This window comes from Enterococcus sp. 3G6_DIV0642 (assembly GCF_002140635.1).
Taxonomy (GTDB): Bacteria; Bacillota; Bacilli; order Lactobacillales; family Enterococcaceae; genus Enterococcus_D; species Enterococcus_D casseliflavus.
This window is the reverse complement of record NZ_NGLH01000001.1, coordinates 2072626-2093733: the sequence shown is the minus strand read 5'-3', so window position 1 is coordinate 2093733 and position 21108 is coordinate 2072626. Positions and strand designations below refer to the sequence as shown.

The 21108-nt window shown below is 43.1% G+C and carries 19 protein-coding genes and 1 pseudogene; 14 read left to right on the top strand and 6 right to left on the bottom strand.

Translation table 11 applies throughout. The annotated features are described in order from the left end of the window. Positions 1-5 precede the first annotated feature (5 nt). The 3 genes from A5878_RS09990 to A5878_RS09980 form a co-directional block, all read right to left on the bottom strand. Complete coding sequence (locus A5878_RS09990; RefSeq protein ID WP_016610984.1) at positions 6-1517, bottom strand: UxaA family hydrolase; 1512 nt, start codon at positions 1515-1517, stop codon at positions 6-8. 12 nt (positions 1518-1529) lie between these two features. Further along, on the bottom strand, positions 1530-2933 hold the full coding sequence (locus tag A5878_RS09985) for a tagaturonate reductase (protein WP_086295509.1): 1404 nt from the start codon (positions 2931-2933) through the stop codon (positions 1530-1532). Between the two features lie 72 nt (positions 2934-3005). After that, positions 3006-3986 carry a LacI family DNA-binding transcriptional regulator gene (locus A5878_RS09980; RefSeq protein WP_074535203.1) on the bottom strand — a complete coding sequence of 327 codons (981 nt, stop codon included), beginning with the start codon at positions 3984-3986 and terminating at the stop codon, positions 3006-3008. Positions 3987-4148: 162 nt separating this feature from the next. On the opposite strand from A5878_RS09980, the gene A5878_RS09975 reads away from it, so the two are divergent. Then, positions 4149-6362 carry an AraC family transcriptional regulator gene (locus tag A5878_RS09975; protein ID WP_074535204.1) on the top strand — a complete coding sequence of 738 codons (2214 nt, stop codon included), beginning with the start codon at positions 4149-4151 and terminating at the stop codon, positions 6360-6362. Positions 6363-6422: 60 nt separating this feature from the next. Here A5878_RS09975 and A5878_RS09970 read toward each other — a convergent pair whose 3' ends face one another. Beyond that, entirely contained in the window at positions 6423-7310 is an 888-nt protein-coding gene (locus A5878_RS09970; protein ID WP_015509917.1) for a carbohydrate ABC transporter permease, read from the bottom strand. A gap of 259 nt (positions 7311-7569) precedes the next feature. Here A5878_RS09970 and A5878_RS09965 point away from each other — a divergent pair, with 259 nt between their 5' ends. From A5878_RS09965 to A5878_RS09910, 13 genes and pseudogenes are all read left to right on the top strand, one after another. Further along, a complete protein-coding gene (locus A5878_RS09965) occupies positions 7570-8538 on the top strand; it encodes a sugar ABC transporter permease (protein ID WP_005229934.1) in 969 nt (322 codons plus the stop codon). 15 nt (positions 8539-8553) lie between these two features. Next, positions 8554-9231 carry a YesL family protein gene (locus A5878_RS09960; protein ID WP_081116626.1) on the top strand — a complete coding sequence of 226 codons (678 nt, stop codon included), beginning with the start codon at positions 8554-8556 and terminating at the stop codon, positions 9229-9231. Between the two features lie 165 nt (positions 9232-9396). After that, positions 9397-10518, top strand: a complete 1122-nt coding sequence (locus tag A5878_RS09955; RefSeq protein WP_081116627.1) for a glycoside hydrolase family 105 protein — start codon at positions 9397-9399, stop codon at positions 10516-10518. Beyond that, complete coding sequence (locus A5878_RS09950; RefSeq protein WP_086295507.1) at positions 10515-11831, top strand: glycoside hydrolase family 28 protein; 1317 nt, start codon at positions 10515-10517, stop codon at positions 11829-11831. Before A5878_RS09955 ends, A5878_RS09950 begins: the two co-directional genes overlap by 4 nt. After that, entirely contained in the window at positions 11828-12718 is an 891-nt protein-coding gene (locus A5878_RS09945) for a dienelactone hydrolase family protein (protein WP_081116628.1), read from the top strand. The genes A5878_RS09950 and A5878_RS09945 overlap by 4 nt, the downstream gene beginning before the upstream one ends. Further along, a complete protein-coding gene (locus A5878_RS09940) occupies positions 12679-13596 on the top strand; it encodes a pectinesterase family protein (RefSeq protein WP_086295506.1) in 918 nt (305 codons plus the stop codon). Before A5878_RS09945 ends, A5878_RS09940 begins: the two co-directional genes overlap by 40 nt. Further along, positions 13593-14039, top strand: coding sequence for a DUF4064 domain-containing protein (locus tag A5878_RS09935; RefSeq protein ID WP_081116630.1), 447 nt, complete (start codon positions 13593-13595; stop codon positions 14037-14039). The genes A5878_RS09940 and A5878_RS09935 overlap by 4 nt, the downstream gene beginning before the upstream one ends. Next, a pseudogene (locus A5878_RS17820) lies at positions 14036-14853 on the top strand (family 43 glycosylhydrolase); the annotation flags it as partial. The gene A5878_RS09935 and the pseudogene A5878_RS17820, both read left to right, overlap by 4 nt. Continuing rightward, positions 14830-15627, top strand: coding sequence for a hypothetical protein (locus A5878_RS17815; RefSeq protein WP_373270295.1), 798 nt, complete (start codon positions 14830-14832; stop codon positions 15625-15627). The pseudogene A5878_RS17820 and the gene A5878_RS17815, both read left to right, overlap by 24 nt. 3 nt (positions 15628-15630) lie before the next feature. After that, positions 15631-17124 (top strand): extracellular solute-binding protein, encoded by a 1494-nt coding sequence (locus tag A5878_RS09925; protein ID WP_074535210.1) that lies wholly within the window; start codon positions 15631-15633, stop codon positions 17122-17124. Positions 17125-17273: 149 nt separating this feature from the next. Continuing rightward, complete coding sequence (locus A5878_RS09920) at positions 17274-18107, top strand: sugar phosphate isomerase/epimerase (RefSeq protein WP_074535211.1); 834 nt, start codon at positions 17274-17276, stop codon at positions 18105-18107. A 165-nt stretch (positions 18108-18272) separates the two neighbouring features. Beyond that, on the top strand, positions 18273-19145 hold the full coding sequence (locus A5878_RS09915; RefSeq protein WP_081116632.1) for a VOC family protein: 873 nt from the start codon (positions 18273-18275) through the stop codon (positions 19143-19145). Between the two features lie 64 nt (positions 19146-19209). Next, entirely contained in the window at positions 19210-19437 is a 228-nt protein-coding gene (locus A5878_RS09910; protein ID WP_005229963.1) for a hypothetical protein, read from the top strand. An 88-nt stretch (positions 19438-19525) separates the two neighbouring features. Here the strand turns inward: A5878_RS09910 and A5878_RS09905 are convergent, their stop codons facing one another. Further along, positions 19526-20797, bottom strand: a complete 1272-nt coding sequence (locus A5878_RS09905; protein WP_081116633.1) for a hypothetical protein — start codon at positions 20795-20797, stop codon at positions 19526-19528. A 196-nt stretch (positions 20798-20993) separates the two neighbouring features. Then, positions 20994-21089 (bottom strand): Ltp family lipoprotein, encoded by a 96-nt coding sequence (locus A5878_RS17700; protein WP_256925804.1) that lies wholly within the window; start codon positions 21087-21089, stop codon positions 20994-20996. Positions 21090-21108: the final 19 nt, after the last annotated feature.

Below are 21108 nucleotides of genomic sequence, written 5' to 3'. Positions count from 1 at the left end.
TTTGATTATAGTGTCACGCCATTTTTAAAGATGGCGATCTCACGAACGTTGTTGGCTTCATTACGCGTCGGTTTTCCACTGGCAGTATCGATGATCGCTTGAATAAAATCTTCCAGCACGACCTCCATCGGCTCTTCCAACAAGCGACCAGCGTTGAAATCCATCCAGTGGGGTTTCTTATGATAAATCTCTTGATTTGTGGCAACTTTCATGGTCGGCACATAGGCACCAAATGGCGTGCCGCGACCAGTGGTAAATAAGACGAGTTGGCAATCGGCAGAAGCCAGTGCAGAAGCGGCAACAAGGTCGTTTCCTGGACCTTCCAGCAGGCTCAAGCCTGGCTTACGGAGTTTTTCCCCATATTTTAAGACATCGACGACAGCGGAAGTCCCAGATTTTTGGGTACAGCCTAATGACTTATCTTCTAGCGTAGTGATACCGCCTGCCTTATTGCCAGGAGAAGGATTTTCATAGACTGGTTCACCGTATGCAAGGAAATAATCTTTAAAGTCGTTGATTAGATGGAGAATTTTTTCAAAGGTGGCTTCATCTTGTGCACGCGCCATCAAGACTTGTTCAGCGCCAAACATTTCGGGTACTTCCGTCAAGACTGTACTGCCACCTTGAGAAACTAAAAAGTCAGAAAATGCCCCCAACAAAGGGTTGGCGGTGATCCCAGAAAACCCGTCGGAACCCCCACATTTTAACCCGATCTTTAGCTCACTCAAGGGAACGGCTTCTCGTTGATCCTCTTTTGCTGCTTCCAGTAATTCTTCTAATAAGCTTTCGCCGACCGCAATTTCATCGTCGCTTTCCTGTGCCACCATAAATTTGACGCGCTTTGGATCGTAGTCACCCAGGTTTTTCTTAAACTCGGGAACGGTGTTGTTCTCACAACCTAAGCCAAAGACCAAGACGCCACCGGCATTTGGATGATGCACCGCATCAATTAAAATTTGACGGGTGTTTTGATGATCTTGGCCTAACTGAGAGCAGCCGTAGGGATGTTTAAGGATCGTAATATGATCAAAAGTGCCAAGATCCGGATGATTCTTCTTGAAGTTTTCAACAATGATCTCTGCGATGCCATTGATACAACCAACTGTTGGCACGATCAGTAAATCATTACGAATTCCAACTTTGCCGTTTGCCCTACGGTACCCTTGGAACGTCGCAGCCCTTTTTGGATAACGGACGGGATGCAAATCGGGAGCATAGGTGTATGTTAAGGTGCCAGAAAGGTTGGTTTTGACATTGTGGGTATGCAACCATTGGCCAGTTTTCACGTCAGCTAAGAGATGTCCAATGGGATAGCCATATTTGATCACGTCTTGTGATTGTGCTAGGTCTTTGAGGGCGATTTTGTGTCCTTGTGGAATATCCTCAAAAAGGGTGATCGTTTTGCCTTCAAATGCAAGGGTCGTTTTAGCAGCTAGTGGTTTTAATGCGACTGCGACATTGTCTTTAGGGTGCAATTTCAATAGTTGCGCGGGTGTTTCTGTTAATGTGCTGGACATAAAGATTCTCCTTTATTTCAAACTTGGCTCAGGGGTGTCAATCGACGCAAGTAACTGGCGGGGTCCGTCTTGTTTTAGGCATGCGCACATTTCATTGATTGTCTCTGTCATAAAGCTCAGGTCTGCATGCCAAAGTTGCTCATTTTTTAATAGAGCTGCGATCTGTTCTTCTGCTGGTAATTGTTTCACTTGCTGAAATATGGTTGTCACTAGCTCATCATCTTGAAAGGGTCGTGTGAGATAGAAAGTCAGCAATCCTGCCAGTGCGGCAGTGATTCGTTTTGGTACCTGCTGGTTTTGTTGGACATAACGACTTAAGACTGGTTGAAGACGCGCACGGAATTTTGAGACGCTGTTTAAAGCGATCGATTGCAGCTGATGCTTCACATAAGGATTTCTGAAGCGCTCTTTGATTTGGTCCGCATAAGCTGCAAGCTGTGCTTTAGGCAAATCAAGCATTGGAATCAACTCTTCCTGAAAAAGACCATCCAAAAAGGCTGCAAATTCACGGTCGTTCATTACTTCTTCAACGGTTTCTAAACCCGCTAAAAGACCGAGTGGAACCATCGCCGTATGAGGACCATTTAATAAATGTACTTTTTGTTCACGGTAAGGAGTCATATCTTCTGTCACGATCACATTCAACCCAGCTTCTTGCAAAGGGAGCTTTTCGGCTACGCCGTTTCCTTCGATCACCCATAGCATAAAGGGTTCCGCAGTGACCATTACGGCATCCTCATAGCCAAGAACCTCTTGGTATTGTGCCACTTTGTCGCGAGGATATCCTGGAACGATCCGATCGACTAAGCTGCAGCAGAAGGTGTTTTCTTTTTCTAACCAGTTGACGAAGTCTGATTCCAAAGACCATAATGCGGCATATTGTAAGACGATCTCTTTTAGTTTTTCCCCATTCCGATCGATCAATTCACAAGGAATGATCAAAAATCCCTTTTTTCGTAATTGAAAACGACGATACAAAAGAGCGGTCAGTTTTGCGGGAAAACTTTGGGGAGGGGTATCGTGTAAGGTATCCTCTGGGTGAAACGCAATACCTGCTTCCGTCGTATTAGAAACGATAATCTCAAGTTGCTCGTCTTCGGCTAAAGCAAGATAGTCTTCCCATTGCTGATAAGGATTCAGCACTTGATCAATGGTGGAGACGACTTCAAATGTTTGAGATAAAGCGCCATCGACAAGTCCTTCTAAGATAACGGTGTAGAGATTTTCTTGTTGTGCCAACAGCTCTTTCAAGCCGTGATCAATCGGCTGTACCACAACGGCACTGCCGTTAAAAAGACCGTTCTTGTTCATTTGCTGCAGCTGCCAGTTAAAAAAGCCCCGCATAAAATTGCCTTCCCCGAATTGAATCACTCGGGCTGGATAGGTTTGATGGGGTTGTTCGGTAATTTTTTTCATAGAATCCTCCTTAAAAAATAGTTATGCACACGTTAACATTTTTTTGCGTAAGCGCTCTTGAAAACAAGAGGCTTACAACGATTGACGAATGATTAACGAGGTATCAAAGAAATGTTGTTTCTCAACTACTTGATTGGCAAATGCTTGCAACAGCAGGGTTGCTGCCAATTGACTCATTTCATAGACTGGTTTGCGGATCGTTGTTAATGGGGGATACGTATAGGGAGAAAAAGAACTATCATCAAAACCGATGATACCGATCTCCTCAGGGATCTTTCGTCCTGCTTGATGACAGGCATTGATCGCACCGATCGCCATGTCATCATTGGCGCAAAAAATCACTTCAGGTGGTTCAGGTAAAGCGAGTAGTTGCTGGGCACCCAGCTGACCGCTTTCCAACGAGTAGTCGCCAGCTACGAAGTATTCTTTCGGGCAGACAAGCTGCTTTTCTTGAATCGCTTTCATAAATCCTTTGCGGCGCTCTCTAGCGGAACCAAAGGAAGCGATTCCTTCGATCATGGCGATCTTTCGAAAGCCTTGTTCAAGCACATAGGTGATCATTTGATAGACCCCTTGGGCATCATTACTAGTGACATTCATCAAGGTTGCATCCTGCAATTGACGATTCAAAACGACGATAGGAATGTTTTTCTTTGAAAGAGCAGCGATAAAGCCGTCATCACGATCACTTTGACTCATCACGATCGCTCCATCGAGGCGATTCGGCTCTTCATCAAATGTATCGGATTGCAATAATTCATGAACCGCCAAAGTATATTCGGATGGTAGGGTATCACTGATTCCTTTGATCACTTCGACTAAAAAGCTATCGGAAGTACCAATGGATAGATGAGAAAAATAAAGACCAACGATATAGGATTTTTGATTCACCAGACTTTTGGCATTGACATTGGGCACATAGTGTAAAGATTCAGCGATGGCTGCGATCTTCTTTTTTGTTTCTGGCTTAATTAATGGGCTATCGTTTAGCGCACGAGAAACAGTTGTATGTGAAACACCAGCGACTTTGGCGATATCTTTGATCGTGACCATAGAAAACCTTCTTCCTTTTTGCTTGATTCAAGCATAGCTTGTTCCCACGAGAATGTCAATACACCAAGGATGCACACGTGAAACATTTTTCAAAATAACATAGGAACTTTTTCTGGGATGTGCTAGTATAAAAGAAGATAGTCAGGTAATGGGAGGGAGTCTATGAAATTCTTTTTAAGCTATCATCAAACGTCCAACTTGTTTTATAAAATATTTATTTTGATTTTTCTAATTGGTAGCGCTTTAATCATTGGGTTTAGTGGGGTCATTTATCATCGAACGTATCAAAACATTCAAGAAACATTTTTGCAAAGTCAACATAATTTGGTCAACCAAGTCAAAGAAAATCTGGATCAAAAAATTCAGATGGTGGAGTATGCCTTTTCTACATACAGTAGCACACAAAGCTTTTCCGATACGATGGAACAGCCGTTTTCCGTGACGAATTATCGACAAGTGCGAGAGATCAATTCACAACTGGCTTACATTGGTGTGATGGGGATTGAAAACGCCAGCTACCAATTGGTGAATTTGAATCAGCATTGGAAAATCGAAGAAGGCTCCTTAAAACAGATCGATGATACTGAATTCGCTGCTTTTCAAGCGTTGATCGACAACCAACGCTACTTGTATTGGTTACCAGAAGATGGCTATTTAAAAATGGTGATGACGCTGCCTGTGTTTCGCCAGGAAACCACTGCTTTGGGGATCGCTGAAATCCAAGACCATACCATTGCGCAGTTGGTGGCAGATCATGACGATTCCTTTTTGAATATTTTTCATGCAGACGGACAACTGCTTTTCGATAATGGTGAAGTGATCGATTCTGCCTTACAAGAAACAATGATTGCAGCTGCCCACGGCGATGGCATCTTCACTGACAAAGAAAACAATAAGTATGTGGTCACACAATCGGATTACAATCAGTGGTATCATGTGATCCGCCTGGCGTCTGCTAGCGTTTCACAAGCAATCCGTGAATTAAGAAGCGGTTTGATCGTGATTGGCAGTCTTTTGATCATCCTCTTTTTATTAGTATCCTATCGCATTGCGATCGTGGCTACCTCACCCATCAATCGGATCGGTGAGCTTTTAAAGCCCAAAAAACAAGGTCAGAAATTAGAAGTCAATCAGTTGATTTCCGATATCGACCAGGTCTTACATCAAAACCACGATCTCGCCGTCAAAGTCGAGCATCAAAAGCCCGAATTAGAATCCTTGTTTCTATTAAACTTGTTTCGCGGCTGTATCTCAGAAGAAGATATTCACTTAAAACTGTCACAATTTGGGTATGAAGTATCCAAAACAGAACACTTTGCCGTATTACTGATTCAAATCGATGATTTGTGTGGACGAGAAACAGCGACTATTGATATTTTCTTGCTTGCCATCGAGAATCTCGTTTCTGAGATCATTCCAGCAAATTTGCGTTTTCAACCAATCATCTCCAGTCAAGAAACCCAAGGAACGATTTTAAAGCTTCCTGAATCAGTTGACCAAAAACAAGTATTGACCTATTGTCAAAAGATCCATCAAGCGGCAAAAGATTACTTGAAAATCAAAATAAGTTGTGGGGTCTCACAATCCTACGACCGCCTCGTAGAAACCAAATTAGCGGTTGATAACGCCAAAGAAGCCTTGCACTATCGAATGAATTTAGGGGAAGAAGTCATTATCTTTTTTGACGACATTGCAGCACAATTAGACAATAATGCGATCGTTCAATACCCTAGAGAAGCAGAAAGCACCTTTTTGGATGCGATGCGTAGTGGGGAACTAGCGACCATCAAAGCGAGTTACACGGAAGTCGTACGGGAAATCATTCATGAAAACAAAAATCCGTTGACGATTGAAAGTGCCTTGTTTAAGTTGATCAACAGTATCGTTCAGCTAGGGCAACTCTTAGGAGCGGATCATACCAGCTTGCAGAATAGTCGTAAAGTTTATCAATCCGTGCTCAACCAAACTAGTTTGTTCAAAGTTGAGCAAATCATCTATCATGAGTTAGTTTTACCTATCGTTGAAACGACACAAGCCAAAACAGATCGAGAAATTCGCTCCTTGTCTGAAAAGATGGTCTTGATCGTACACCAACAATACGATCAAGATCTCTCCTTAGATAGCATTGCTGAACAGCTGCATTATAATGCCAATTACTTAAGTAATGTGTTTAAAAAGGAATTATCCATCAATTTTGCCGATTACTTACAAAACTATCGGTTGCAAATCGCCAAAAAATGGTTGCGGGAAACGGATATGACGATCAAGGAAATCGCAGCCAACCTTCAATATACCAACTCTCAAAACTTCATCCGCTTTTTCAAAAAGAAAGAACAGATGACCCCTGGAGAGTATCGCAAGCGATCCAAAGACTAAAAGAAAAAAGCGCTTTTTGATCGTTGATCAAAAGCGCTTTTTTTCTTTGCTGCCTGTTGGTTACCCTTTGACGGAACCAACCATTGCACCTTTCACGAAATACTTCTGGACAAAGGGATAGGCGATCAACATTGGCAGAGTCGCAACGACGATCACGGCCATTTTTACGGATTGTGCTGGGGGGACAACATCGACACTAGCGGCATCAGCGTTCATCCCGCTGGAGACGATCACGATTTGTCGAAGGAGCACTTGGATCGGCCATTTCGCTGAATCATTGATGTACAAGATCGCTGATTGATAAGTATTCCAATAACTAACAGCGTAGAACAAAGAGATCGTCGCAATCGATGGTAAGGAAAGGGGTAAGATGATACGGAAAAAGACGCCCCAATCAGAGCAACCATCCATTTTTGCGGATTCCTCTAAACTATCAGGAATCCCTTGGAAAAAGTTTCTCATAATGATCATATTATATGCACTGATGGCGCTCGGTAAGATCAATGCCCAGAGAGAATCGATCAAGCCGAGGCTTTGTACCAAAATAAAACTTGGGATCATCCCACCGCTAAACAACATGGTAAATACGACAATAAAGTTGAAGATGCCGCGTCCATGCAAATATTTTCTCGAAAGAGCATAGGCCATAAAAGAGGTCAAGATCATTGAAAGAACCGTTCCGACGATGGTCACGAAAAGGGAAACACCAATACTCGTAAAAATCGTGGGTGTCGAGAGAATATACCGGTAAGCATTTAAGCTAAATTCACGTGGGATAATGATAAATGTTCGTGTCGCGATCTCAGAAGAAGAAGCAAAGGAGCTTCCGAGAATGTTTAGAAAAGGTAAGAGACACGTTAAGGTGAAGAGTAGTAGAAAGCCAATAATAAATCCTTGAACGACCCGTTCACTTTTCGGGCGGTTCGTTTTTTTCAGGGTTTGTTGCATAGAAAAAACCTCCATCTTTTTTTACTTAAATAGGTACTTCCAACGTATCATGAGGCGGGGACAACGTATATAATCACTTTTACATGTTAAAAAATTCACAATAGTGATAAACGTTGATAAATCAAGGGTTTTCCAATTCGATTGAGAAATAATCCTAAAAAATGTATGCCTTTTCAAAGCTGAGAAAATGATTATATACGTTATCTTTTTTTCACGCTACCATGGGACTATCAAATCAAAAAAATTCGGAGGAACAAGTATGGAAACAAAAGTTGATAATTACTTCTCACCACTTAATGAAGAAGAACAGCGGCTGCGGCTGAAAAAGAAAAAATGGGCGCAAATCAGAAAAAATCGTGCCCTCTATATTATGGTATTGCCGGGGATTTTATATTTTCTTATTTTCCGTTACATACCGATGGGCGGTTTGGTCATCGCTTTTCAAGACTACCAACCATTCTTGGGGATCCTAGGAAGCCCCTTTGTTGGCTTCACTCATTTTATTCGGCTCTTTACTGAAGATACCTTCGTGATGTTGATGCGCAATACACTGATCATGTTTTTCTTAAATATCACGATTTCTTTCCCTTTTCCTATATTATTGGCACTTATGCTAAATGAAGTAAACAATCGCCGTTTGAAAAAAGGGATTCAAACCATCATTTATTTGCCTCATTTTATGTCGTGGGTCATCGTTGTTTCCATCTTCTATGTTTTATTAACGACAGAAGGTGGTGTAATCAATAACATGATCGAAAGTCTTGGTGGCGAACGTATCCCGTTTCTAACAAGCCGCACGTGGTTGCGTCCAATGTACATTTTCCAAGATCTTTGGAAAGGTGCCGGTTGGGGGACGATCGTCTATCTAGCCGCTATTACCAATGTTGATGAACAGCTTTATGAAGCTGCGGATATGGATGGGGCTGGCAAGCTACGAAAAATGTGGCATATCACATTGCCTTGTATTCGTCCAACGATCGTAACCTTATTGATTTTAAAGATCGGTTCGATCTTAGATATGGGCTTTGAGCATATGTTCTTGTTGATGAACTCAATGAACCGTGAAGTTGCCCAAATCTTTGATACCTTTGTCTATACCGCCGGGATTCAAAATGGTCAATTGAGTTACTCGACAGCTGTTGGGCTGTTTAAAGGACTTGTTGGCTTGATCCTCGTTATCTTTGCGAATCGTTTGGCGAAAAAAATTGGCGAAGACGGGATTTATTAAGAAAGAAGGGATCACATGACGATCGAAAAGATCACGAAAATCAACGAAGGATTACTCGCATTTTTGACGCTGATCGCACTTCACTTTCTTTGGCTCAGTGTGACTCTCCTGGGAGGGGTCCTCTTTGGCATTGGCCCTGCGTCGTATGCCATGATGAAATATTATGATCGCTGGCTTCGTCTTCATGAACGACCACCTTTGATAAAAAGTTTTTTCTACTATAGTAAAGAACGGTTCCGACAATCGGTGCTGATCAGTTGGTTGTTTCTGATCATTGCAGCGATCGTGATCACCAACATATTTGCGCCATTTCCATGGTTTATCCAAGTAGCGAATGTCCTCTTTTTGATTGCGTTTCTCTTTTTATTCATGCACGTGTATACCGTCATGGCAGCCACCAACTTTGTGACCGTGTTTGAGATCCTGCGGGGGAGTGCGTTGTTAGGTTTAGGCTATCTGCATTATTCGATCATAAGTTGGACGATTTTGATCGTTGGCTATTTAGTCCTGGGCAGTTATTTCTTGATCGGCCTCTTTTTGATGGGTAGTAGCTTAGTTGGTGGTGTTTTTGCCCTTGCTGGTAAAAAAATTCTTCAAGATATCCACCCAATTGAAACAGATCAGGTGGTTTCAAAAACGGCATCGACTACGGAGCAAACCGTTGCCAGCAAAGGAGAGGAGGTCATTATCTAAAGAAAACGGCTCAAAGACTTTTACTTGTCCGCAAACAAAACGGTTACTAGAGAACACCTGAAAATAGCAAGACAAGCTGAACCCTCATGAAATACAGCCGGTAAAACGGATTCATTCAAATAGCTCTATGAATTGAGGAGACTACAATAAAAGGAAGTATCGTACATGAAGAACTATTCGGAAATTGCTTTGAACACATTATTTGAGCGCTATGACTACTTATGCAAAGAAAAAATTTATCACGGAAAATGGTCCTATGACATCGGGGTCGTTTTACAAGGTGTGAAAGAAGCCTATGAGCAAACTGGTGACAAACGCTATTTCGACTATATCCAAAACACGATGGATTTTTATATTGACGAAGACGGTTGTATCAAAAACTATCAGATGGATGCGATGAATATCGATTACATCAATAATGGCAAATGTTTATTCTTACTATACAAAGAAACAGGTGCTTCAAAATACAAGATCGCCTTGGACACGCTGTATCAACAATTACAGCAGATGCCAAGAACAAGCGAAGGCGGGTTCTGGCATAAAAAAATCTATCCTTATCAAATGTGGTTAGATGGCTTATATATGGGGGCCCCATTTCTAACAGAATACGCACTGACATTTGAGAAAGAAGAAGCATTGGAAGATGTAATCAAGCAATTCACCTTATGCTTTACTCATACCCTAGATCCAAAAACGGGTCTTTTGTATCACGCGTGGGATGAACAAAAAGTCCAGCCGTGGGCAGATCCTGAGACCGGTTGTTCAAAAAATTTCTGGGGACGATCAATGGGATGGTTCATGATGGCTCTCGCAGATACGATGGTGCTATTAGGGGAATCAGAGCAGAAGAATCCATTAGAAAAAATGTTTGTCTCCTGTCTAGAAGCTCTTGCTAAAGTAAGAGATCCCCAGAAAAAAGTGTGGTATCAAGTCTTAGATAAAGGCAGTGAGCGTGGGAATTATTTAGAAGCATCCGCTTCTTCAATGATTTGTTACGCAACAGCGAAAGCAGTCAAAGCAGGGATCATCGATCAAAAATGGCAAGTGTTTGCCCAAGAGACCTATCAAGGATTGCTTGATGAGTTTGTCTTTTTAACAAAAGAAGGCTGGTTGAATCTGATCAGAAACTGTGAAGTTGCTGGTCTTGGTGGCCCAGATGATCGGGATGGTACGTTTGTTTACTATATCAGTGAACCCGTTATCACAAATGATTTCAAAGGATACGGTGCCTTTTTACAAGCGAGTTTACTGCTGCAACCACTAATGGAGGAAGGAAGCAAGAAATGAATATCCAATTGACTACAGCTGATTTACAAGAAAAAGAAGGTCTGTTGACAGAAGCGATTCAAGAAAAAATTGATGAATTGCATCAACAAGGAGGAGGCAGAATCACTTTTTCCGCAGGACGCTATCCGACAGGAGCGCTCTTTTTAAAAAGTAATATTGAACTGCACCTACTATTGGGGGCGACCCTAGTATTTTCTGATGATCCCAAAGACTATCCCGTCGTCGTGTCTCGCTGGGAAGGGGTCAAACGGGAAGTTTATGCCTCTTGTTTATATGCCGAGAATGCGGAAAATATCGCTGTCACAGGATTAGGAATGCTTGATGGACAAGGGCAAAGATGGTGGAAGACCTTTCGGGAAAACCGTGAACAACTTGCTTATCCACGACCTAAATTAATCAGTTTTGACTCTTGCCAGCAAATTACGTTGAAAGATATCCGTCTTGTCGATTCACCAAGTTGGACCGTCAATCCGATTCTTTGCCAAGATCTAACGATCGATAATCTTCGCATCAAAAATCCAGCGGATTCGCCAAATACGGATGGGATCGATCCTGAATCTTGTAAAAATGTCCGCATCAGTAACTGTCATATCGATGTTGGCGATGATTGTATCGCCATCAAATCAGGAACGGAGGACACCAAAGAACGGGTCGCTTGTGAGAATATCACGATCGTAAATTGCCATATGCTTCATGGGCATGGGGCAGTCGTTCTAGGTAGTGAGATGAGCGGCGATATTCGTAATGTCACCATCAGTAACTGTATTTTTCAAGATACTGATCGTGGGATTCGGTTGAAATCCCGTCGGGAACGTGGCGGAACGATCGAAGATATTCGAGTGAATAACATTGTGATGGATAATGTTATCTGTCCATTCACTTTAAATCTTTACTATTTCTGTGGACCGAAAGGCAAAGAAAAGTATGTTTGGGATAAAAATCCGTACCCGATCACCGAGGAAACCCCTCATTTTCGGAGAATCCATTTTGCAAATATCTCGGCTCGGAATGTTCATGCGGCCGCTGGGTTTGTTTATGGCTTGGCTGAACAATTTATTTCAGATATCACTTTCCAAGATATTGCTGTTTCTATGGCTGAACACCCAATTCCAGGAAAGCCTGCAATGATGACAGGTATCGAAGAGATGACAAAACAAGGCTTTTATATTGGCTGTGGACGGAATATTCAGTTTGATCGTATCAATTTGGAAGGCGTAACTGAAGCGTTCCATATCGAGAATAGTCGGGAAATCACCGTCACACAATCATTTGAGAATCGTCAGCCTCTGGCATTTCAAGGAGATTTTTTGTGAGGGATCCTCAGTTACTACAGCTGCTAGGTCCTGATATGAAAGTTGCACCACAAGTGGTTCAGCAAACAAAAGAGCAAGTGCAAAATTATACCTTGGAACATTTACTTCTACGATTAAATCAAGAAGAGGATGTCCCTGCATACTTTGCTTATCCTAGCTCTCAGCAACCTGTTCCACTCGTTTTGTTCAATCATTCTCATGGCGGCGACTTCACGATGGGGAAAGAAGAACTACGACAAAGTCCGTGTTATATGCAAAAAGAAAGCCTATTCGCGACATTTATGAAGTTGGGCGTCGCCGTTGGGGTGATCGACATGTGGGGCTTTGGCGAACGAAAAAACGGTGAGAATGATAGCTACAAGCGGTTTCTGTTGCATGGCAAAACATTATGGGGACAACGAATCTATGATAACCAACAGTTTTTGACCTATCTTGCTTCCCGCAAAGAAGTGAAACATTCCGCTATCGCCACATTGGGACTTTCTATGGGCGGCTTGATGAGCTGGTGGTTGGCAGCGCTTGATGAACGGATATCAGTGGTGGTGGACATGGCAGCACAAGTGGACTATCAGGCATTGATCGAAGAGGACTGTCTAAGCAAACATGGGTTTTACTATTATGTTCCTAATGTGTTGAAAGACTTTACGACTGTGGCGATCCAAAAACAGATCGCACCACGCCCGCGTTTGAGTTTGGTTGGCAAAGAGGATCGTGGCTGCCCCTCAAGCGGCGTCGCTCGTTTGGATCAGCAGATCGGGCAGCATTATGAAGCAATAGGCTACAAGGAGAATTGGCAGGCGTGTTGCTTGCCAGGCGGTCATGAAGAAACCAAGGAGATGAGAGCGCAGTGGATCGAATTTCTAAAACAGCACCTCCTATCAAGCTAAAGGTTAGTAAAGAGCCGCAAAAGGGTGATTTTACGAGTATCCAAGCAGCCGTGCTGGCTGCTGAAGCCTTAAAAGCACCTTGTGAAATCACGATCGCCTCTGGCGTGTATCAAGAACAGGTGAAAATTTATAAAAACCAGCTTACGTTGATCGCGGAACCTAACACGTTCTTATGCTACCACTTGGCTGCCGAGCAAACCGATGAAAAAGGGCAAAAAAGAGGAACGTTTCAAACAGCGACGCTCTTTATCAATAGCCGAGAAGTCTTTGTAAAAAACCTGACCATCATCAATGACGCAGGGTATGGGCAAGCAGTCGGGCAAGCAGTTGCCGTCTATATCGAAGGGGATGACATTCGCTTCGAACGCTGTCATCTCGATGCTTTTCAAGATACCTTGTGCCTGGGTCCATTGCCAAAATATACCAAAGAAGGCGAACCAATGATCAGTCCTTGGCGAAAGACAATCTTTGACCAACAACAGAGTTTGTTTTTGCATTGCAGAATCAGTGGAACAGTCGATTTTATTTTTGGCGGTGGTTCCGCCACCTTTGAAGAGTGTCACTTGCATTGTAAAAATACACCACAAACGAACTACATTACTGCTGCCTCAACCAGCAAACAAGCAAGCGGGTTAACCTTCGATCGGTGCCGAGTGACAGGGGACAAAGCCTATTACTTAGGCCGTCCTTGGCGTAATGACGCCAAAGTCACCTTTTTATCCTGCTGCTTTGATCAACAGCTCGCCCCTTGCGGATGGTCTGATTGGGGAAAAACAGCAAGCCACCAAACGGTCACATTCACGGAGCGAATGTGTTGTTACCAAAGAAGTCCCCAACGTCCTGAATGGGTGACTCTTGAAGGAGTGATAGAAAAATGAGCAAGGCAAAATGGTCTGGCTGGATCGGGATGGTTCTCGCTCTGGTGTTTATGGGCGGCTTTTCCTTGGCGATCAATCAAATGACTGTCCAGCAGTTCGAAGAGATCTTTCAACGTGCGTTTCCCACTATACTGAATCAAATGACGGCAGAAGCAGCATTGGCGCAATTTCAAACACTCGGCGCTTGGTTTGGCTTCACGCTGTTGGCACTCCTGATATTGGTTTCAGTGGCGACGATGCTTGTTCGCTATCGTAATTATCGAAAGCAATCTTGTGCTATTTATTTTTTGACTGGTGTCGTGACATTGATTGGTAGTCAAATGATCGCTTTTCCGATTGCCTTTTGTTTCTTTTTAGCGGCGGGTTTTTGTTTTCTCCATCGCGATGACGGACACAAGAAAAAAACAGCGGACGCAGTCAGCAAACAAGGAGGGGTTGCATGAAGGCAATAATCAATAATCCGATTTTAAGAGGGTTTCATCCTGATCCGAGTATTTTAAAAGTCGAGGATACTTATTATTTAGCGGTTTCTTCCTTTGAGTGGTTGCCAGGAATTCGGGTCTACTGTTCTCAAGATCTAGTCAATTGGTCCCATGAAACAGATATTCTGACCAATCAAGTGGATTTATTAGGCAACGCAGCAAATTGCAGCATTTGGGCACCGCAAATCAGCTACGCAAACGGACAATACTATTGTGTCTATACAAATGTTCGCAACACGACACGCCCCTTCAAAGACTGTCGAAACTATCTCATCACGGCTCCTACCATTCATGGGCCATGGAGTGAGCCCATTTACTTAAATGGTAGTGGCTTGATCCGTCCTTGTTTCATGATCAAGAGGGGCGTATCTGGTTACTGAATGCGCTTTGGGATTATCGTAAGGATACACCAAATAAATCGGTGGGGATCGTGCTCCAAGAATACTCTGAAGCACAAGGGTGCTTGATCGGTGACAGAGTGCCAATTTTTTCTGGAACCCAGCTGGCGAAGACTGAAGCACCGCATCTTTATTACCACAATGAGTGTTATTACTTACTGACGGCAGAAGGAGGAACGGGTGCAGGTCATGCGGTAACAGTTTGTCGTAGTAAAACCATCACTGGACCTTATGAAGTAGATCCGCATTTTCCCATGATGCGTGCCTATCAGCGCGAAGATTCCCCTTTTCAATGTACAGGTCATGGCAGTTTGACGATTGCGCCATCAGGAGAATGGGTCATGAGCTATTTGATGACTCGGCCAGTAGAAGGGGCAGCGATCCTTGGACGAGAGACAGCACTCCAAACTGTCTATTGGGATCACGAAGGATGGCTGCGTCTTAGCAATAACGATACGATCCCAGATCAAACCATCAGGCTCGCTAGCGACGCTCAGAAGCAAAGGGCATCATCTGCTGTTTTTATTGATGACTTTAAAGGATCGTTGCAAAAAGCATGGAACGGTAGACGATTGCTGCCCAATGAAGAGTGGTGCAATCTGAGTGAGCGACCAGGGTATTTGCGATTGATCGGCGGAGAATCGATGCAATCGAACTTTCATAAGCACTTATTGGCGATTCGTCAACAAGACTTTTGTTTTGAAGCTGAAACAGTGATGGAATACCACCCCCAATCGTTCAATCAGATGGCTGGATTGTCGCTTTTCTTAAATGAAGAAAACTATTTGTTTTTCTACGTAACCTATGATGAAAAAGAAGACAAGGTCCTTCGGTTGCTGCGGTGTTGTGAAGGAGAATTTCACTTGTTCCCAGATAAATTGCCCCTCGCTGCTGCAAGTGAGCCGATTGGATTGAAAGTAGTCGGTTCTTATCTAGAAGCCCAATGGTTCTATCGGCAATCACAAACGTGGCATCCCTTTAAAAAGCAAAGCATCCAGTTCTTGTCTGGTGGTTTTACGGGGAATTTCATTGGAATCAGTGCCCATGATTTAGATCACTTTGGCAAAAGCTATGCCGATTTTGAATATTTTACGTATCAAGGGAAAGATCCGCTCGATGATGGCTCCCTAAAAATAGAGAAAGAAGGTTAACAAATGAAAAAGTTGAAAGTTGCAAGTTTATTATTATGTGCTGGACTGTTTTTAGCAGGCTGCGGCGATGGTGGAGGTTCACCTGAAGGACCAGAAAGCGAAGGGAAATCAAGTATTTCGTGGATGGCGATGCTACATACTGCTTCCCCACCATCTGGAGATGTCACGCAAAGGTTAGAAGAATACACAGGGGTCGAGATCGACTTTACGTGGGTGCCAGATGCTTCAAAAACAGAACGCTTGAATGCAGCATTGGCGTCGAATTCTTTAGCAGATATCGTTAGTCTGACAGAAATCAATAACACAACCGTCCGCAGCTCACTCGCATCTGGAATGTTCTGGGATGTGGAACCCTATTTAGAAGAGTTCCCGAATTTGGCAGAAATTTCCGAAGATCGGTTAGAGTCTTCTCGAATTGATGGTCGAATCTATGGTGTTCCGTTTTTAAAACCGATCGCTCGTTATGGCGTCCTTGTCAGAAAAGATTGGTTGGATAATTTAGGCTTGGACGTGCCATCGACATTAGAAGAATTAGCTGCTGTCGCCCAAGCCTTTACGGAAGATGATCCAGATGGAAACGGTGCGGATGATACGGTTGGTTTCGTAGAGCGTGATGAGTCCTTTAACGTTGGGTTCCGTTCACTTTCAGGTTACTTTGGTGCAGACAATTGGTTTACGATCACGGATGATGATGAAGTGATGCCATCTTTTATGCAACCAGAATACAAAGAAGCAATGGAATGGTTCCGTAATATCTATGATAACGGCTGGATGAATTCTGATTTTGCGGTAATGGCGAAAAATGATCAGAAGAACTATATCGTTCAAGGTCGTGGTGGGATCGTATTGAGTGGTTTGCAAGAAGTACGTAACTACATTGATGATGCAGCTGGTACTGATGAAGAGCATATGGAATGGGTCTTGATCAATGATATCGTCCATGAAAACGTGGAACGTCGTATCCTTTCTGATACCAATGGTGGAATGGGCGGCTGGTTAGCCATTCCGAAAAACAATGTTGAAACCGAAGAAGACTTACGTGTTGTTTTGAAATTTATCAATGATTTGATGGACGAAGAGCCGTTTACGTTGATGACGCAAGGGATCGAAGGTGTTCATTATGAAATTGATGATGAGGGTGTCTATGTCCGTTTAGATGATACGAAGTGGCAACAAGAAGTACAACCATTTTCTTCGTCTCGTCCATCAGAATTAGTAACAGTTTTCCCTTCAAGCAACCCATATGTCAACTTAGCCAATGAAAAGATTCGCGAAAATGAAGAGTTTGCGGTGATCAATCCTGCACAATCGCTGACCTCTGAAACCTATGATCGTTCATGGTCAAGCTTGATTGAAGGAATCTCAGACGCTTACTACCAATATATGACTGGGGAAATCGAGATCGATGGGTTTGATACAGCGATCGAAACCTTCTTAAGAAATGGTGGACAGCAAATCATTGACGAGTTCACGGAAGACTATCGTTCACAACAATAAAGGTCACAAAAGGTTCTGATCATCTATTGAGAAGAAATGGATGAAGTGAGGAGCCGCTACTGCTGAAAGATTTGAAGACCAAGACCAGTTGAAGTGATTCGCTGCTTGGTCTTCTTTTTGCTTCAAAAGCAGTGAAGAAAGGAGAAGCTATGTTTCAACTAACTGTTCGGGGGCATGATTTAAAGAATTATGGATCCCCAGAAGAATTAGCGCAAAAAATTGCCGCCCAAAACATTCATAACATTCAATTTGCATTAAATAAATCCTTCCCGCAATGGGCAGAGCCAGAGCAATTAAGCCCTGGTTTAGGCCGCTTTTTCAAACGAGTTTTTGGTCAATCTCACGTTCAGGTCGCTTTATTAAGTTGTTATTGTAATCTGATCCATCCTGATCTGGAAAAACGGGAAACGATTTTATCCAGATTCGAGACCTATCTCGCACATGCCAAATATTTTGATGCAGCTATGGTCGCAAGTGAAACTGGTTCGGTTTTGCCAAATATGGGGTATACCGAGGAAAATTTTAGTGACGTCGTTTTCGATGATTTGGTTCAGGTGATCAAGCGTTTGGTCCAAGTGGCTAAGAGACATCAAGTGATGCTAGGAATTGAAGCAGGCTTGAATCATCCACTATCATCGATCGACCGAATCGAAGAATTGCTGGAACGGGTACCCTCTGACTATTTAGGGATCATCTTTGATCCAACCAATCTGATTACTGCGAAGAACTATCAAGAGCAAGTCGCATTGACAAGGGAAGCTTTTTCTCGCTTTGGCGATGCCATCGTTTGCTTGCACTTGAAAGATTATCAAGTAATCGATGGGAAAATCAAGGTAGTCCCATTGGGAGAAGGAATGATTGATTATCAACAACTATTGGCCATCACCGCTGAATACAAGCCATATTGTTATGTTGTGTTAGAAGGGACGACCGAAGAAGCGATGCAGCCAGCCATTTCACTGATTGAAGCACTGAAAAAGTGAGCGAGTTGTCTTTGATTGTGACTGATGAGGAACTGCTTTGTTTCTAGGAATCACGGGAGATCACGGAGTCCTTTCCTCAGCAAGCAAATTTATTTACTTACTAAAAGTTAGTGTTATACTTAAAGGTACAAGTGAATTTAACTGTTTAGAAAAGAGGAAATAGCGATGACAATGATTCAATCCACCTATCAAATCGATGCAACAGCCGCAATTGGCAAAGTCGTTTTAAAAGTAGCAAACATAGAAAAAATGAGCCAGTTTTATTCGGACGTGATCGGCCTGACTTTATTGGAGCAAAGTGTAGATCACGCGCGATTAGGCGTGGGAGCGCAAGAGCTTTTAGTTCTAGAGAAGGTGAGTGATCCGTTGCCTTTGACACGGAAAACAGGCCTTTTCCATACGGCGTTTCTTTTGCCTAGCCGTAAAGACCTAGGAAATATGCTGATTCATTATTTGGAAGCCAAAGCTCCCCTCGATGGTGCCAGCGATCATGGATATAGTGAAGCGTTATATCTGACCGACCCAGAAGGAAACGGGATCGAAGTGTATCGTGACAAACCGATGAGTGAATGGGATATTCGAGCAGATGGTGAGATCGTAGGCGTTACTATCGAAATGGACGCGCAAGGCGTCCTGGGAGCCGCTGACCGATCTCAAACGACCTTTCCAGTTGGCACCACGGTGGGGCATGTCCATTTGAAAGTGGCGGACTTGGCAAAAACAGAAGAATTCTACACAGAAGTTTTAGGCATGCGTTTGACCTCAGATTTTGGTAGCCAAGCAAAGTTTTTTGCTGCTGGTGCGTACCATCACCATATCGGATCGAATATTTGGATGGGAAGAAATGTTCCAGCTATGGAAGAACAGGATCTAGGCTTAGCGTACTTTACGATCGTTTTGCCAGCTTTGGCTTTTTCTACGTTACGAAGTCATCTAAAGGCAAGTGGCGTTTCGTATGAGTTAGAAACAGACAGCCGCTTGCATTTGACTGATCCGAATGGGATCAATCTGATCATCGAAAGAAAGAATCAGCCTTAAGATGGAGGTTTTTTCATTCATGAAATGAGAGAATAACCTATAATCAAGTAAAAGGAGAGCAAGCATGAAAAAAAACGGGGCGGGACAATCACTATTTCTAGCATTATTGATCAGCATGGGCTTATTTTTCTTTGTCCAAGGGAAACAATTAATAGAAAGTGGGGCGTCTCCTGTGATTTTTATTGCTTTTTCGGCTTTTGCAGGAATTATCGGAGTTGGTGTCTATGGTCTTCAAGCAATAATGAAGCAGCATCGGCGCAAAGCCATGGTACCAATCAAAACCAAAAAATAAAGAAACCGACCAATCTTAAACAGGAAGATTGGTCGGTTTTTTGTTTAAGCTAAGACAAAATGGGAAATGGGGTCTCGTCCCCTACATATTAATTTTCCATGTTTTCAATCGCAAATTCGATCTCATCAGGTGAGAAGCCGTTCCCTTCAAGATGAGCAGCCATATTTCTTTGACGGATCCCTAACACCCGACGGGATTGATTGGCGCGTCCTAAAGCATGGCGATACCAATCTACATCTAGGGTTTCTAGTGCCCATTGTGTTTCCTCCGCAGTAAAACCTTCTGTTTCTAACAGTTCTGCCATCTCTTGTTTTGAATAAAAGCGACGATTTCCTTGCGCTCTAACGAGGAAAAAGGCTTCAAGTTCTCGTTCTGTCGCATTGTTTTCGCGCTCATAGCGTGCTGCTACAGTCGGGGCGAGATGAAACCCTGCTAAAATCGTTTCCTCGGTCACTTCGTTATCAAACACGTAGGTTCTGAATTGAAAACGATTGTCGTTTTCCAGTTCAAGCCATAGTGATTCAACCAGAAATCGATAACCGTATGGAATCGTTTCATAAACAGCATCGGCAATTTCGTAAAAATAAGCGGAAACGGCTTCGTAAGGAGTCATTATCTCGGGAACGATTTCCGTCGTTTGTCCATTAAACAAAGTGATTGCGGAAGGGTAGGTCTCACCAGCATTCGTAAATGTGAGAATCCCCACTGGCTCATGTTTTGTTGAAAAGACATTCATGGTCACACCGTTCGCCAAATCAATCGCACTCTGCCACTCGATTTCTTGGTCATCGCTTTGTTGGTGTAAGTGTTCAAGTGTATCAGGTGTCAAACCAAGCTTTTCTCGTGTATCTTCATTAATTCCTTCTTCATCGGCAAGAGGATTGTTTGCTCCAGCGGTCACTAGTGCCAAATCCTCTTCGTATTCGTTGAATAATTCTTGCAATTTTGCTCGTCTACTGACGATGATCGGGCTCTCTTCATGGATGGCAAGTAAGGCTTCGATACGGCCATTGCGAGCGGCAACCCAACTGGGCATATCCAGATAGCGAGCTTCGATCGCTTCTTGAGCGAGTGCGATCATTGTTTCCGTGTTTTCAATGAATGCCGCCTTGTGTTTTGAGTTGCTATTGACCTGGTCTAGAAAGGCCAATTCTGCTTCTTTGCCTCGAATCATCAGTTCGAGATTTTCAATACTTAAATCATAAGTAAGATTTTCTGCATGATAGGTATGTTCCCAACCAGCATCTAAAGCTGCACCGATGCGTTCAGAAAGTTCCTCAGGGCTTGCTGAATTTATCGTCCCACATCCTGAAATCAGGGACAGTATTAGTAATAAAGGCAACAAAACTTGTTTTTTCATTTTTCTCCTCCTCGTGAGACTCTAGTAAACCTCGCCAATTTGTACGAATGAACGCATCAGAGCACTTTCTTGGGTATAAACATAGCCACAATATAAGGGACATCAACTGACCCCCAAAGTTAGACCAAAAAACCTAACTTTTTGGGGTCACTACAACAGCATATGGGCATCGCGATGCCCTTTTCTTCGCTAGCTTTTAGTTACCTATGTTTGTCATCGCGTAGTCGATTTGTTCTTCTGAAAAGTCTTCAAAAGTCAATAACCGGCGAATGTTGTCAGGAGGAAGACTCATCAAGGAATGGTAACTATTT